Raw genomic sequence first — 14,343 nt, forward strand, 5'->3', positions numbered from 1 at the left:
GCTTGTACTTGTAGTGGAAGTAAAATTGCGGAATCTTTTGAGCAACTTGCAAGTCTGAAAATTGCCCTGTCAATCTTTTGTCAAACGGCCTGCCTTTTCTCCTGTGTATCGTCGGCTGCTGAAGCGTCCCAATGTTCTCCGAGTCTCTGATGCGTTTCGGGTTGGCCCCAGTACTTCACAGCGCCCAGCTACAGCGAGCGCATCGTCGGGGCTCGTCTTGGGCTGCTGGGGTAATTTTAGCGCCTTGGCGCTTTGATAGCGACCGGGCTTTCTCCGCGAAATTGGTGCACCGCAGGATGCGCGAAGGCCGATCAGCTCGAAACCATTTGGCTGCTGCCATGAAGCGATCCCGAAACAGAACGGTTCTAGCCTTCATCGGGTCGAGAGGGGACCTCGTGTCATGTGGATCATCATCAACGCACTGTATGAAGAGTACTGCCAGGCTCGCATTGACGAGATACTGCGGGTTGATGCGGTGAAGTAAGCTGTCGCCATCAACGAAGGCTGGCTGCGATGGTGCGTACGATCGTACTTGCCGCATTCCTGATGATGGTCGGGTGCGGTGGCGCTGTCGCTCAGCAGGCCACCGATGATCAATATGCCGACCTGCAGAAGAATTTCGCCGAAGCCTACAATCGCAAAGACGTCGATGCCATGGCGGCTGCGTTCACTGAGGATGCCATCAGAGTGACGCCGAGCGGGATGTTTGTCGGACGAGAAGCAATCCGTCGCAACCTGCAGGATGTCGTCAACCTCGACCTGCATGATTACTCGGTAGAGCGCAACGTATCCCGGTCTTTCGGCAACTTCGTCTTCAATGCGGGCGAGTGGCAAGCCAAGCTCGGCGATCAACCGCTACACGGCTACTATACCGCTATCGTCGTGCGTGACGGTGGCATGGCAAAGATCATGGAAGAGACCGTTACCATAGCTGCTCCTGGGCAGTGACGGGGCTTCGCCAAGCGGCTGCGCTCGCTTGCACCTCGGAAGTCGCAGGAATGCTGATCCAGGGACACTAAACTTCTATATAAGCTTATAGAGGTTTCGTTACGGTGCATCGCTGACTTTGATGGACTGCAACCTGAACCAGATTATCCTGCGCTCCATGAAACAAGGAATCACGACCGGCGGCCACGAGCGTTACGAGTATCACCCGCAAGGGTGATCAGGTGGAGGTTGGACCAAGGTGGATGGGGTCGAACTATGCTTGTTCGAAAAATGTTCAGCCAGTCTTGCCCATATTCGATCGACGTTCTCCATGCCCCCTGCATTACTCTCTCCCCTAAAGCCAGTGTGCGGAACTCCAAAGATCTCGGTTCGAGTTCTGCTGTAGACTGTGTGCGGCGATGGCTCGCACGCCTCTTTGAACGGCATTGCCGGGTACTTCAGCGCTTCTCGGAGTGAGTTGAAGGTGGCAGCTCCAAGGCAAATCGCCATCACAGGCTGAACCTGATCGATCTGAGGAAAGGTGTACTTGCATGCGCAGTACAGCATGTCGGGCTTGGGAATGTTTGTGCCCATGTCACCAGGCTTGATGAAAACAAAGACATCGGTGGCGTAGGTTTCGCTGAAGCTCAGACTGAAATGCTTTTCCAGCAACTCCTTCAATCGCCTGTTGGTGCGCAACTTTTCGTCCTGACCAGTTGCCTTGCGAGCGGCAATGCGATCAGGTTTATTGTTCTTCGGACTTCGTAGAAATTCCTCGGATGCCCAGTCTTGGCCGATTATCATCAATCGTGCATTCAGATTGCAGGCGGATTTAGTCCAAGGGACGACATAGTCGAAATCCCAGATGCCTCCATCGAAGCTGTGAAAATGATGGTATTGCGTGTGTGTTTCCCTTCGTCGCTTGGCTACTAATTCAAGTAGTGCTTTGGCCTTGTCCAAAGAATGCTCTCCCCGTGCAGGCTGGCCGCTTTCGATTGATCTGGTGTGCCGAATCAATTCTGATGGCCGCATGTTAACGGGGGGTATTGATGCGCTTTCAATCGGCATTTTTGATACCAGCTTTACTGGTGCTGAGCACGGCACAGGCATCGGCGTTCTCCATGAGCTTTCGCTGGTGCGGGCTAGGCTCTCCAGTGTTCTCGTTGAACGGCGTGCCGAAGGGAACGACAACGCTACAGTTCCACATGGTTGATCTTCAGGTGCCGAACTACAATCACGGTGGCGGAACGGTGCAGTACAAGGGGCAATCGACGGTAGCTTGTGGGTCTCTGAATAACTACTCGCCACCAAGCCCACCGAGCGGCAGCCATTCTTATCAGATCACTGTCACCGCTTTCGGCCCTGGTAATTCGAACTTGGGATCAGCGACATTCACGAGGGAATTCCCCGAGAAGAAGTAGGCTGCCAACCTTTGGCCGATTTTTGCGGCCGCTCCCAGGATAGTGGAGTTCGGTCCGTCCTTTTCCTTGGCTATCCGATTGCGCCTCTCGAAATACTGATCCGGTGAACGGGTCTATATCCGCCCCACAATCGGTACGTCATAAACAGTTCCCCACGAAGATGGCTCAATGCGAGAATGACGTTTGCGTGGCCCTTCTCAGTGCGCAACGATCTTGCTGCCGGATAGAAACAAGCGCGGTAGAGGTTTGCTCATGGCTACCCATGGCTATCCAAAATCTTCATGCAGCCCGTCTTCTGGCAAGCGCTCGGAAAGGCACGGGGTGAGAGAAAATTACGTTCTACAACACGTTTCCGCTGCACGGTGATAGCGAAGAGAATAACGACCCTTGGAGGTCGTACCGGCATCGATTTATCGACCACCTCGCCCACGACAAGAATATTGAAAGCTTCTTTGCCGCCCTCTAAACGTCCCACCCGCATCAGCCCGGTCCATCGCCGGGCTTTTTGCGTTCTAGCGGCACAAATCTTTGTTGCGCAGAGCAGATTCTTCTGGACTCTTTATATTGTGTAATTTAGAGGAAATTATATCCGATTTCTGGAGCCACAATATACGACACCAATAGGGGGCTAAAATGCTCGAAAAACCTGACAAGAAATCTGCTTTGGTAAAGGAAGGAAAGCGCGAAAAATTCGTTGAGTTGGCCGAAAGTCGGACTGTTAACGCCATCAAGGCAATCCGTATAATCGGCAAATTGGGCAACAAGAACGCCTACCAGTTTGACGATTCGGACGTTCAAAAGATCGTCCGGGCGCTCAATAGGGAAGTCGAAGCGTTGAAAATGCGCATGACTTCGTCGGGCGGCAGAGAGTCCGTCGATTTCAAATTGGATTAATTCATCAAGGGGTTAGGGGGAGGGTACAGTGCAGGACAAGCAGCTTTTGGATGAGTTTCTGGCGGCCGAGACTGAGGAAGCCGCCTTGGAAATTCTCACTAAAAAGGGCCTATTGAACGACGAGAAGCGCTGGCGCTTCCTCGGGGACATGCCAAACAACCAGTCGATCGTTCACAATCAACAGACCACTGCGGCGGCCGCGCTGGTGGAGAAGGTGACCAACGCTATCGACGCTATCCTGATGCGGAAGGTCCGGGCGGCCGGTATCGATCCCCGTGGCTCCAAAGCGCCCCAGAACATGATCGACGCCGTCGATAAGTTTTATGGCGACCTGACCGACGACAAGGTGGATGTCCGCAAGCTCGCCGAGGAATCAATGATCCTGTACGCGACGGGCACCAAGGCGTCGCCGTCGATCTCGCTCTACGACGCGGGCGAGGGCCAGTTGGCCGAGGACTTCCCCAAGACGTTCTGCTCCCTGATCTTCGGCAGTGCCGAGGGCGCCTATAAAGGGGCTGTGGAGTTCACGCAGGGCCGCTTCAACATGGGAGGCACAGGCGTGCTCCCTTTTTGCGGCGACAATCGCAAAATGCAGCTCATCGTCTCCCGCGTGCCGGACGATATGTGCTCGAAGCCGCATGAATGGGCTTTCACGATCTTCTGTTTCTTTCCCCACAAGTCAAAACCATCGTGGAAGTACTTGGTCGGGGCGGACGGCAATATCATGACGGCCGGTGCCGAGCCCATGGCATTGGTGCCGAAGTTGGCCGCGAAATCCGGCGAGCTGTGCCCGCCGCGCGAGCGCAAAGTCCCCGGTGGGACGCTGATCAAAATGTACAACTTCAAGGCACCGCGCTCGAATATCTGCGGCGAGCTTTTCCGCAAGCTGGAAGACTACCTGTTGAAGCCTGTGTTGCCGCTTCGCCTGATCGAATGCCGCGAGGGGTACAAGGCGAACGTAATGCAGACCACGATTTGGAACCGGCTTGCAAAGTGGAACCGCAAGAATATTGAGCCCGGTTTCGAGGACGGCGCGAGCATTCAGATCAAGCTCTTCACCGGAGAAACCGTCCCGGCCGAGGTGCGGGTGTTCAAAATCCTGGACAAGGACGACCCCGACGCCGACGCGCCGCAGACGGGATTGCGGGCGCTCATCAATGGCCAGTCTCACGCCAAGCGCGACACGCAGTTCTTCAAGACCAACGCGGTCGATCTCGAACATATCGCCGGCAGCATGTTGGTGACGCTCGACTGTACGAGCCTCAACCAGACCTCACGCAACGCCATTTTCATGGCCAACCGCGAGACATTCCGCGACGACGACCTTCTGAAGGATCTCTTCAAGAAGCTGCAACGAGAGCTGAAAAACCACGAGGGTCTGAAGGCGCTCAACAAGCAGCGGTACGAGGAGAAGATCAAGAACGCGACATCAGACGACCTCGGCATCAGTGCCCTTGAAGAATTGCTGGCGAACGATCCGTCGCTTGCGGACCTCTTCCATAGCATGATGCCGGGAAAGGTGGCGGCTGCGACGGTCAAGCAGAACCCCGGAGACAAAGTGGTCGGCGACCCCAAAGAGGACTATGTGGGGAAGGAGTTTCCCACCTACTTCAAACGTGCCGACGGCATGGTCAACGTCAAGATCAGCTTGCCTCAGGACGACGACGCCCGCGTTTCGTTTAACACGGACGTTGTGAATAATTATTTCTCCCGGCCGAAGCATGCAGGTAAGGTGAAATTTGTCGGTCAGTTGGAGCCGACATTCCACCTCTTCAACGGGCGGCTCACGTTCACCTTCCACGCGCCGAAGAAGGCTGTAGTCGGCACGGCATTGATGACGCAGATTGAGGTTGCCGACGATGCCGGACACGGGCCGTTCAAGCTTGTTGTGACCGCAACCATTGCGCCTCCCCGCGAGAAGACGGAGCCCAAACCGCCGAAAGAGCCGCAGCATGCCCAGGAATCTCCGAGCCGCCCTGATGTCATCGAGGTGATGAACGGTCCCGAAGGGCTGCCGCTGACGATTGAGAAGGTGCCGAACACCAACCGCCTTCAGCTTGCGGTAAACAAGGAATCCAAGCTCTTGGAGCAGGCGAAGAACCTGAAGAAGCCGGAAGAAGTCCCGGCCGTAGAGTTTGTGTTCAAGTATGGTCTGGCGCTGATCGCGATGGGACTGTTGGAGAATGCCAAGCAGACCCCGGAATGGAAGACCAACGAGGAGCAGTGCCGGAAGAATATTCAGGAGCACTGCGCAGGCGTGGCGCGCGTTATCGTGCCGCTCTGTCTGACACTGCCGCAGAAGCTGCCGAAGGCTGCCTGACCTTGCGGTGAAACAAGACGACTTCCTGGCTGCCGGGAGTGGTGCCGCGCTGCGCACTGTACCATCGGCGGCCGGGGACGCTCCGCCACAAGCGGCCATCACGATCACCTTTCAATACCGGCAGGCGCATTTCAGCGAGGCCTGAGGCTTCCATCGCTTCGAGGTAGCGTGGAAGCTGCCAGTCAGGGGAGGAGAACGCGACCATTTGCACCACTACCGTATCGTGGTCGGCGAGTGCCGCTACCGACGACATGGAGCCGGTGATGTTGTCGAAGTACGTTTTGAGGCCGGGATATTTCCGGTCACCCATCGTGTAGTAACTGAGGCCAGCACCATCCAATTTGTTGGCGATCATAAACGGCAGCGGCGCTTCCTTCCGGCCGTCAACTTGCCAACGGTGATAGAGGACGTGGACACCTGGATACGGAGGAGACGTGACAACCAGACGAGGAGCGCGCATGTCAGTCAACGTCGGCTCCTCGTGGAGGCCGATAGCGCTTCTGCGCAGAATGGTCACCGACTGCTGCCGACCGTAATTTCTCACTGAGCGCCGCAGATTGCGGGCGCCGTTGACCATATCGTCGGCGGTTTCTTCGAGGGTCCGCCGGAAGCCGTCGATTGTTGCCCGTTTGCTGCGGCCGTCGAGAGCCCATTGAGCGCTCCGCAGCACCACGCACCGACCGAACGCTTCCAGGCGTGGTGTACCGAGCTTGATGGCTGCGGCAATGGATTGCTCGATAGCTTTTCGGAACCGCCAACGCGAGGGATGGTCGAGGTGCTTGTAGTACCCGAGCTGTTCGTAATCGGTCAGGGGCGTTGACGGCCTGTGGATGTCCACGGCGGCGCCGATCTTCCTGGACCACGCTTCAAGGGTTTCAAGCTCGGCCTCGGAATAGACCGTGCATTTGACGTTGGTGATGAACTCGGCGAGCGAGCTGATGTCCACGCCGACCGCCTCACGTCCGCAGGCCAGGGCTTCCACAAGAGTGGTGCCGCCGCCGACATGGGGGTCGAGCACCAAGTCACCGGGTTGGGTGAAGGCCTTGATGGCCGCGCTGGCGAAGACAGGGGAAAAGCGGGCGGGGTATTTGTAAAAGCCGTGCGTCAGCCCCCGGACGGGCGAGCCGTCTCGGGCAGCTGCGACGAGCGCCGCCTGCGTCTCTTCGGTGAGATCGTCAACGCATTCATACATGAGTAACTATAAAGGCCACGCGTGGTTAACAGTCGGTTGATAGATCGAGGAAGCGACTGGATTTTGCCAACAGAGACGGGTGTTTCCCTGAAGAATCGCACAGCGCAGGAGTCGAAGGAAGCGCTATTAATCGGTTGCGAACAGCGTCTTCCTTTGGTCTATACTGCGGCCGCGTCTAAACGGGCGATTGCGGGCGTAGTTCAATGGTAGAACGCCAGCTTCCCAGTACCAACGGCCTTCACAGCCTTGAACCGCCGGCAACGCCACACAGGGTCCGCTTCCTCTGCGAGAGCGCGCCATAAGGTCTGCCGTGACCAACACCGATCTGCATTTGACTTAGCGCTGCTGTAAACGCAATCCGCAGGACGCACTCTTGCTTGAGCGGGCAGAGTCCTGCGGACTTCTGTAGCCCAAATCCGAAAATTTAGACGACCTTTCTTGCAGGAATCGCCCTAGGCCCCTTACCCTCACTCAGCTGAGCATCGAGCTCACCAGCTCTCACGGCCTTGATCAGCGCATCGATCACTGCCGGCAGCTTTTCGATGGACCCGACCGAGATGGCTGCCTTGCCCTTCTCGAACTCGATGCGCTTCGACCCTACCTTCACGGTCATAACGACGCTGCCGCTCTGGTCCTGCTGCCACCACTTGTTCGTGCGGAGAGGTCGTTCGACGAGCACCTTCTCGCCGCCTTCTTTCTTCTCCCAGCGCTTGATGCGCCGCTGGTACGAGGGGTCGGCGAGCAGCTTCTTCTGATCCTCCAAGCGTGACACCATGCGTTCTCGCTTGATAATCAATGGGTCGGAGCTGACCTTCGGCTGCGGGACGAATGTAAGAGACTTGAGGATAGAGGTGGACATCGTGGGCTCCTGGTTGTTGGATGGACATAAAGCCAGTCCGACATAGCGCCTTCGATCAGACGGTCGAGCATAAAAGGCCCGATCAGCCGCTCTGTCGGCCCCGGTATATTGACGCACGGCTCTTTGGACCGGATTGCTAGTTTGGTAGAATCGACCGCTGTTCATTGCTTTTGATTCTCACGGGGATTTTTGCGGTGCTGCACAATTTTGTACTAGTTGCTTTCCTCGCCTCGCTGCTTGGGAGCTGCTCGCAGGCCGAGGTCACCGGCTCAACCAACAAGTGCGAGGGGCAGCTTTTCTCAAACTACAACGCCAAGGTGCTTCAGCAATGCGTGCAGGCATGCATCAGGTGCGACCACGGTACGACGACTACGTGCAGCACCTCCTGCACGCTTAAGGGAGCTCGCTGAGCAGCAGCCCTCGTGCATAGAGCCTGCTCACGTCATCAGCACGGCAATCGAATTATTGCGGACCGTCGTTAGGCGATTTCAATATCTGCCGGGGACGTGACGATGAGCCAGAGTCTCGTCCCAGCAGACGTGAAGCAGGAGGTGATTAGAAATTCCCCTGGCGGTGCTCCAACCAAGTATTGCGACGCCGCTTCAAAGGAGTCGAAAGGGCCAGCAGCATCCCAGATCTCGCCTGCGAGTTGCTCGCTGATCATGAATTCACGTGTTCGTTTCATAGCCTCAGACCCTCACCCCCCACATTAGTCGGCGAACAGGAAAGATCCGGTAAATCGGTATTAGGAGCCACTTTGATGCATTTTTGCGCATCAGATGCAGTCTCGACCTCAGTTATGCCCGATTGACAAAACGTGCCGCGGGCGAGCACGTGGGGCAGGTCACCGTCTCGGTGGGCGCCACCGAGTTCTTTCCTGGAGAGAGCTACGAAGCATTATTTAGACGGTGCGAGAGGCGAAACAGTCGAGCAGAAACTGTACTGTGGGCAACTGATTACTTTTCCGCCGACTTCGTTTTGAACCGAGTAGATAACTCATGTTGCTCAACGAAACTGGTATGATAGAAGGCCATCGAAATGGAGAACGTAATGGCCAAGAAGTCGAAGAAGTCGAAGAAGACGGTGAGACGGGAATATACCAAGACCGATGTAAAGGAACTGCGAGCTCACTCGAAAGCGAGAACGCCTGTCGCCAAGATCTCTAAGCTGACGAAGAGATCAGTAGGTTCGTTGCGACAGAAGGCACTGAAGCTCGGGATCGGGCTCGGCCATCAGCGGTAGGCCTTCCTTCTGATTACGTTCGGCACCAGAGAGAGGCCTAGCCGCAAGCTGGAAACCGCCCCTCATCGATTGGTCCGGGCCCTTTCGCCAAGCGATCGCCCAGTCTGTGCGAGTGGAACTTTATCGCTCGCTTGCGCTTTGGTTGCATCAGCGTGCATGAGTACAGGCGAACGATGTTCAGCTGGTCCAACTCCCATCACCGAAAGATCCGTGACGATCGGAGATACCTGGAGACGAGAGCTCGTCGCCTCTTGCAGAGCTATCTAACGTCGAGTGAATTGCAAAAGCAGCAGTACTATCAGGTGATCGCCGGGGCGGCTGCTGCGTGTCAACCCGGAGTTTCTGATCCGAGCTTGGAAAATGTGAAGCTTGCTGAGTTGGCTGCAGAGGCGGCCATGAAAGTTGTAAAATTCCGTGTTCGGGAAGCAAAGGATGAGCACGATCACTCAGCTGTACTGATCACGGATGCCTACGCAACGGTCGCAATTGCATACCGCCGTGCTGCGACCGTCTACACAGATGATAAAGAAATGGAACAGCTGGGGACTGCGGCTGTGCATTTGGTCACAATAGCGAATTCATTTATGAATGCTGAATCGGAGCAGCCGAAGACGCACTGATGCGCCGTTCCGTTGCTCGCTCCCCACGTAACCTTGCGCAAACCGTTTCTCCTAAGCTGCTCGTAAGGGCTTGCGTGTACCGTTGTCGCAAACAAGAAAGGGTGGGCGGCATGTCGATTGCGCTTCGGATCTTTGTGCTTGTGTTCTGTGCTTACGCCGGTTGGGAAACCCCAAGCATCCAGTTCGGCGAATTGCGAGAGCCTCAGCAGCAAGGGCGTTCTCCAGCTGGATAAACCAAGAATGAACAAACCAAAGCTTCACGTCGAAAGTCCGCAACCTCGCCAAATACAGCGTGCTGGACTCGCACCGGCCCTCGCTTATGCGATCGTGGTCGATGGGCAAGTAAAGACCGAATTTGCTGATGAGACCGCCGCACGGAAAGGGCCACCGAGTTGCTGGCCAAGTATCCGATGCTGAAGATTGAGATTTACGATGCAGCATCGAAGTCACGGACGCTGGCGAGATAGTCACTTCTGCAACGCAGCATACGTGATAACCCTGTCCTCCGTTTTAATCTACCCTTAGCTTTCTGCTAACAGTCTCGGTCTCAAGGTCGCCTTCAAAGCGGAGGTGGCCCATGCCTTTGATCAGATACTTCGGATTTGTCGGCAGTGCTCTCGTTCTATTGCTGGTCGGAATCGACTGGTGTTTACCACAACCGGCAGCAGAACCGATTCAAGGTGACACAGAGCGACCGGCGATCAGGATCACTTCACTCGAGCCGTTACCTGAACGGGTAGTCATCGACACCAGTTTGCCGACTATTCTGGCGCCCCCGAGCGTCAGTGCCGATCCATCAATAAGCAGCGAATCTACTAATCGGTCACCGCAGAGCGCATCTGCTGAACTCGATGTTAGCCCGATCCCAGCAGCTCCAAGGTCAGTTGGCGAGGTCTCGAAGACGAAGCATATCGCAAAACGTGAACCTGCCAAAAGAGTCATTAGCCATCGACCAGCCCAGCCGTTGAATATTGTGCCCGCGGGCGTGCAAGGTACGGCGCCTGATACAAGAATGTCGTTGCTGGAGACGCTGAAGGAGCGACTAGGACAAACCTTTTTCAAAGTGAATTGAGGGGCCGGACAAAACATACAGCTTTCGACTAGCGCCGAGAGCCGGAGTAGCAACGAGCTCAAGTTAAATCGACCCATAAATAGTCTCTGGAGATGGCGTTCCGCCGCCTCACAATGGAGACTTTATGAATGCGCACAACAACAACACTAGCCGACTGCTTCGACGAATTTGAAGACACCAAGCTCCCCGCCGCACCGAGACACTACTCACGAGCAAAACGGAAAACCTATCCGCCCGACACCGATATCTTACTGTGGCTGAGCAGAAACGCTCCATCGAGCTTTGAAGAACTGATCGACGTTCGCTACTCGCTATATCACCGATGCAGCCGAAGCAGATTCGTCGTCAACGGGCGAGACAAAGAAGACTTCCATATTACGGGTGGCCACATTACCTTGACCCGGCGACGCTTCCCGCCACCTTTTAATAGCTGCCGCGATTGTGCCCTCGCTTGCTCCAGCCACACTCTGGCCGTCCGTTCCCAGTTCGGGAGGCATTTCGAGTCGAACGTTTCGAAGCCATTGTTCGGGATCAAGGGGACGACGATGATGGTCATCATAGAAATTGAAAAAGCTATCGGAGCCGCTTGCTGCCTGAGCTGGCAGGTAAAACAGGCTGGTCGCCGCCCGCTTTGAATGGTCGAGCCCCGACCGCTTAAGCCTCGACGTTGGCCTTGGTGACTTGATATAGCCAGCTTCGCGCAGCTTGTCCGCCACTGCATCCCACAACGCTTCGTAAGCAGAAGGCCCGACCTTCGCGCCTGTCAGCACGATCACTCGAAAACGTGGTGCGTCGCTCGTGTGGCCGTAGCTATTGGTCACGATGAGCTGCAGGTCGGGAAAGAGGTCAGGAATGTCCGTTGGGCGCAGATCGCCGTTCTCAAAGTCGAGCACGATATTCTGGAGGTAGAGGATATTGCCTCGCCCGCGATTGCTAGCTGAGCTTCTACCCGGGTCGAAAATGGCTGGCGAGAACAGCCGGTTTGATTCCTTGGACGCGACGTGACGACTCTGAGCTGCCGCCATCGCTTCTGCGAAGTGCTCTCCGCTCGCGCAGGATAGATAGGCCTCGGGCGTCGTGGATTTGATGTGGCTGAAGATCGTGGCCCAGAAATGCTGATCCTGGGACACGGAACCTCTATATAAGCTAATAGAACTTTCGTTACGGCACATCGTTGAATCTGAAGGACTGCAACCGGGTTCTAATGAATCCTGCGGCTTTTGGGGCGTAAAGACCTCGGCCAACAGCTCAGCTCGCTTTTCTGCCTCTTTCGTTCTTCGGCGCCGCATTTTCTCGGCGTTGTCTTGATGAACCCGGGGCCGGCCGCCTTTGTTTTCTTCGTCGGCAATCCCAGTGTCCAATTTCTTCAGCGTGGCGCCGGGCAGCATGTCGGCCAAGTACTGAGCGAGCCGCTCGTCGGGAACGATGATGTGCTTCAGGTTCTCGTCGGCTGCGTCACGGAGCGATGTGCGCATGACAGCCTGATAGGCGACTCCGCAATACCCCTGCCGCTCAATTTCGGTGGGAGTCAGGCCCCGGGACTGGAGAAACCTCGCATGGGCGGGAGATGGATTGAGAGCTGACAGGAACACCATGTCGTGGACGGCGTCGAACTCGTTTAACCCGAGCGGATTGTTCGGCAGCCGTTGGCCGACCCCCTTGAAGAAGTTGTCCGGGACGGACTTGTTCGCCTGCCAAAGGAAGTCTCGCCCATCGAAAACGAGCTTGGCAGCGTCTCTCAACCGTTCCAGGTTCGGCTTGCCATCCGTCTGTTGCTCCCGCAGATGTCGCGACCAGTTACGATCGGACGCATAGTGGATGGTTGCCAGGTTACCATTGCCGTGCTGCTGATAGCGCAGGCCTTCAACAATCCCGGCATCGGGCTTGAACCTGACGCCCATCTTGCTCCAGAGCGCAAAAAGACCCGTGTCCTCGAAGTTCGCACCCGCGATCAGGACGCTCGCGAAGTCATTCACGAGCGAAGGCATCAGGACCGAATGAATGTTCAGCAATTTCGCTTTGCCGGCTAACAGCTTGTAGTACTGCTCAACCTGAACGAACGATCGCCAGTGCTTGGTGGTCAGAATGTTGGCCGTCTCGCGGAATCCCTCCAACAGCTCATCTTCATCAGGATTCCGTGCGAGAGTTTTGAGTTCCTCAAGCGCGGAAAGTATAACCCGACCATAGACCCCGTCATGTTGTGCAACTTGGATGTGGTCTGTGAGAAACGGATGGGTGCTAGGCACGATATGCGCCTGTTCGCGGTCAACCTGAGGTACCTCGTCAATCAGGAGATCCCAGTTCCGGGCATTCGACAGAAAGGGTATGCGCGGTAGCGCCTGATGAGTCGCCATGACCACGTGCGGCCGATCCTCTGGATCGGCCAAATACTCCGCGAGTTGATAAGCTACGTTCGCGCCGACGGTATCACCATGAAACACCTTGACGGGGGTAGGATCAGGCAGGCATCCAAATTCGTGAACCCTCGTGTTCTCGATCAGTAACTTGGTCGGTTGCAACAGAAGCACGCTTCGCCCTTGATGCACGAGCTGATCGGCCCGTCTAACAAGCTGAAACGTCTTACCTGCTCCGCATGGAGCTGAAGCGAACGTTATTCTTCGTCCCATTGTGCGCCGCTCGACCTCGTAGCCACCGCTCTGATGTTGTCGTTCACTTCATAGCAGCGGCAGGCGATGCCATACTCGCCTGCCGCTGCGGAACCTCAGCAGATTGCAAAGCCGCCGCACTCACGTAGGAAGACTACGAAGTTCTGTACGTTGTCGACGGAAGCGAAGTAACTCCACTCTGGATCTTCCTGGGCGCTGTCGTGGTGCTCGACCCATGCCGCAGTCTGACCGGAGTCGATTTGCTTCTGCAAAACGCAGGCGAGCGCGAGTGAGTCCTCGTCATTGAGTCCGTCCCCCTGGTTACTCTGCCAGTACTCGCAATTCTTCGCGATTTCGGGCGCAACCTCGCAGATGTATTGCGCCAGTGGCCGCCACCACCAAAGATTGTTGCGGAAGTACTCCCCTTCTGGGCTCTTAGGGCTTCTTCCATACACGTCCATTCCCATGACTAGTCTCCCGTGACCTGAGTGGAGGTCGCAGGCGAGGAGCCGTGCTGCCTGGATTGGTCGAGTGCCGAACGCAAGGCGCCGGCGTCCATGTCGTCGTGCTGCGAGGCCTTAGCCAAGAAGCGGTCAAACATCTCCGACGGCTGAGAATAAACATAGAGCTGTGCCGAAGCGCTCGGGCGCAACAGAGCCGCCTCCGCTCGCGCATGCCTCTTTCCAATCTCGTACAACACAGCAAAGCTCAGGTGTTCGTGTCGGTATGCGAGGCGATGAGCAAGTGACCTCAATTCGGGCGGCTTCAACTTTTTCCACGCATGATAAATGATGTCAGCTTGCTGCAAGACTCCAGCTGGCCCTAAGGTATTCAACTCAAAAAATTCGTTGATCTTTAGTTTGATGAACTCCTTGGCCTGGTCACCCTCCACATAGAGCTGGTCATCGTTGCATTGATTCACGTACATTTCCTTCGATCCACAGGTTCTCGTTCCGCGAGTCGTCGCGACTCGCGGAATTTTCGGTAAAAAAAAACGGCCAAGGGGGTCCTTGGCCGTGTCAATTGGTTGGCTCTCGGGCGATTGTTTTCCGCCCTTGAGATGTCGCAACTGTATGCGGAAGGGTCGCGAAAAATCAACGGATTTATTTTTGCTGTTATCCTGCAGATGAGGGAACGGAAGCCGTAGATCTTTAGTTACGGCCGCATTGCTTAGAGTCTGTCCGAGATCA

At 55.9% G+C, this 14,343-nt stretch carries 13 protein-coding genes; 7 read left to right on the top strand and 6 right to left on the bottom strand.

The features are described from left to right. Window positions 1–513 precede the first annotated feature (513 nt). Window positions 514–948 (top strand): YybH family protein, encoded by a 435-nt coding sequence (locus FXB38_RS30625; protein WP_148754713.1) that lies wholly within the window; start codon window positions 514–516, stop codon window positions 946–948. A gap of 201 nt (window positions 949–1,149) precedes the next feature. On the opposite strand, the gene FXB38_RS30630 is transcribed toward FXB38_RS30625, so the two are convergent. Then, a complete protein-coding gene (locus tag FXB38_RS30630) occupies window positions 1,150–1,887 on the bottom strand; it encodes a hypothetical protein (protein WP_148754714.1) in 738 nt (245 codons plus the stop codon). Window positions 1,888–1,976: 89 nt separating this feature from the next. Here FXB38_RS30630 and FXB38_RS30635 point away from each other — a divergent pair, with 89 nt between their 5' ends. The 3 genes from FXB38_RS30635 (at window position 1,977) to FXB38_RS30645 (ending at window position 5,562) form a co-directional block, all read left to right on the top strand. Next, complete coding sequence (locus FXB38_RS30635) at window positions 1,977–2,348, top strand: phospholipid-binding protein (RefSeq protein ID WP_148754715.1); 372 nt, start codon at window positions 1,977–1,979, stop codon at window positions 2,346–2,348. 633 nt (window positions 2,349–2,981) lie between these two features. Next, window positions 2,982–3,242, top strand: coding sequence for a hypothetical protein (locus FXB38_RS30640; protein ID WP_148754716.1), 261 nt, complete (start codon window positions 2,982–2,984; stop codon window positions 3,240–3,242). Between the two features lie 28 nt (window positions 3,243–3,270). Then, window positions 3,271–5,562 (top strand): hypothetical protein, encoded by a 2,292-nt coding sequence (locus FXB38_RS30645; protein ID WP_148754717.1) that lies wholly within the window; start codon window positions 3,271–3,273, stop codon window positions 5,560–5,562. Here the strand turns inward: FXB38_RS30645 and FXB38_RS30650 are convergent. Then, window positions 5,510–6,754 carry a DNA methyltransferase gene (locus FXB38_RS30650; RefSeq protein ID WP_148754718.1) on the bottom strand — a complete coding sequence of 415 codons (1,245 nt, stop codon included), beginning with the start codon at window positions 6,752–6,754 and terminating at the stop codon, window positions 5,510–5,512. The genes FXB38_RS30645 and FXB38_RS30650 overlap by 53 nt on opposite strands. A gap of 424 nt (window positions 6,755–7,178) precedes the next feature. Further along, window positions 7,179–7,613 (bottom strand): DUF6641 family protein, encoded by a 435-nt coding sequence (locus FXB38_RS30655; RefSeq protein WP_246230254.1) that lies wholly within the window; start codon window positions 7,611–7,613, stop codon window positions 7,179–7,181. A gap of 1,050 nt (window positions 7,614–8,663) precedes the next feature. Between FXB38_RS30655 and FXB38_RS30665 the strand changes: the two genes are divergently transcribed. The 3 genes from FXB38_RS30665 (at window position 8,664) to FXB38_RS30680 (ending at window position 10,547) form a co-directional block, all read left to right on the top strand. Beyond that, a complete protein-coding gene (locus FXB38_RS30665) occupies window positions 8,664–8,855 on the top strand; it encodes a hypothetical protein (RefSeq protein ID WP_148754720.1) in 192 nt (63 codons plus the stop codon). A gap of 251 nt (window positions 8,856–9,106) precedes the next feature. After that, the gene (locus FXB38_RS30670; protein ID WP_148754721.1) at window positions 9,107–9,475 is read left to right on the top strand and encodes a hypothetical protein; all 369 of its coding nucleotides are present in this window, start codon (window positions 9,107–9,109) and stop codon (window positions 9,473–9,475) included. 577 nt (window positions 9,476–10,052) lie between these two features. After that, on the top strand, window positions 10,053–10,547 hold the full coding sequence (locus FXB38_RS30680) for a hypothetical protein (RefSeq protein ID WP_148754722.1): 495 nt from the start codon (window positions 10,053–10,055) through the stop codon (window positions 10,545–10,547). Between the two features lie 311 nt (window positions 10,548–10,858). On the opposite strand, the gene FXB38_RS30685 is transcribed toward FXB38_RS30680, so the two are convergent. The 3 genes from FXB38_RS30685 to FXB38_RS43485 all read right to left on the bottom strand — a co-directional run. Further along, complete coding sequence (locus tag FXB38_RS30685; RefSeq protein ID WP_148754723.1) at window positions 10,859–13,066, bottom strand: hypothetical protein; 2,208 nt, start codon at window positions 13,064–13,066, stop codon at window positions 10,859–10,861. 203 nt (window positions 13,067–13,269) lie between these two features. Next, window positions 13,270–13,620, bottom strand: a complete 351-nt coding sequence (locus tag FXB38_RS30690) for a hypothetical protein (RefSeq protein ID WP_148754724.1) — start codon at window positions 13,618–13,620, stop codon at window positions 13,270–13,272. Window positions 13,621–13,622: 2 nt separating this feature from the next. Beyond that, window positions 13,623–14,343: hypothetical protein (locus FXB38_RS43485; RefSeq protein WP_210250959.1), on the bottom strand; the 721-nt coding region annotated here is incomplete at its 5' end.

The sequence above is a fragment of the Bradyrhizobium cytisi genome (assembly GCF_008123515.1).
Taxonomy (GTDB): domain Bacteria; phylum Pseudomonadota; class Alphaproteobacteria; order Rhizobiales; family Xanthobacteraceae; genus Bradyrhizobium; species Bradyrhizobium cytisi.

What these genes read in the sequence shown, in the direction of transcription:
- FXB38_RS30650 (WP_148754718.1), bottom strand. Translation starts at nt 6,754, where the DNA reads ATGTATGAATGCGTTGACGATCTCACCGAAGAGACGCAGGCGGCGCTC.
- FXB38_RS30655 (WP_246230254.1), bottom strand. Translation starts at nt 7,613, where the DNA reads ATGTCCACCTCTATCCTCAAGTCTCTTACATTCGTCCCGCAGCCGAAG.
- FXB38_RS30635 (WP_148754715.1), top strand. Translation starts at nt 1,977, where the DNA reads ATGCGCTTTCAATCGGCATTTTTGATACCAGCTTTACTGGTGCTGAGC.
- FXB38_RS30680 (WP_148754722.1), top strand. Translation starts at nt 10,053, where the DNA reads ATGCCTTTGATCAGATACTTCGGATTTGTCGGCAGTGCTCTCGTTCTA.
- FXB38_RS30625 (WP_148754713.1), top strand. Translation starts at nt 514, where the DNA reads ATGGTGCGTACGATCGTACTTGCCGCATTCCTGATGATGGTCGGGTGC.
- FXB38_RS30665 (WP_148754720.1), top strand. Translation starts at nt 8,664, where the DNA reads ATGGCCAAGAAGTCGAAGAAGTCGAAGAAGACGGTGAGACGGGAATAT.
- FXB38_RS30640 (WP_148754716.1), top strand. Translation starts at nt 2,982, where the DNA reads ATGCTCGAAAAACCTGACAAGAAATCTGCTTTGGTAAAGGAAGGAAAG.
- FXB38_RS30690 (WP_148754724.1), bottom strand. Translation starts at nt 13,620, where the DNA reads ATGGGAATGGACGTGTATGGAAGAAGCCCTAAGAGCCCAGAAGGGGAG.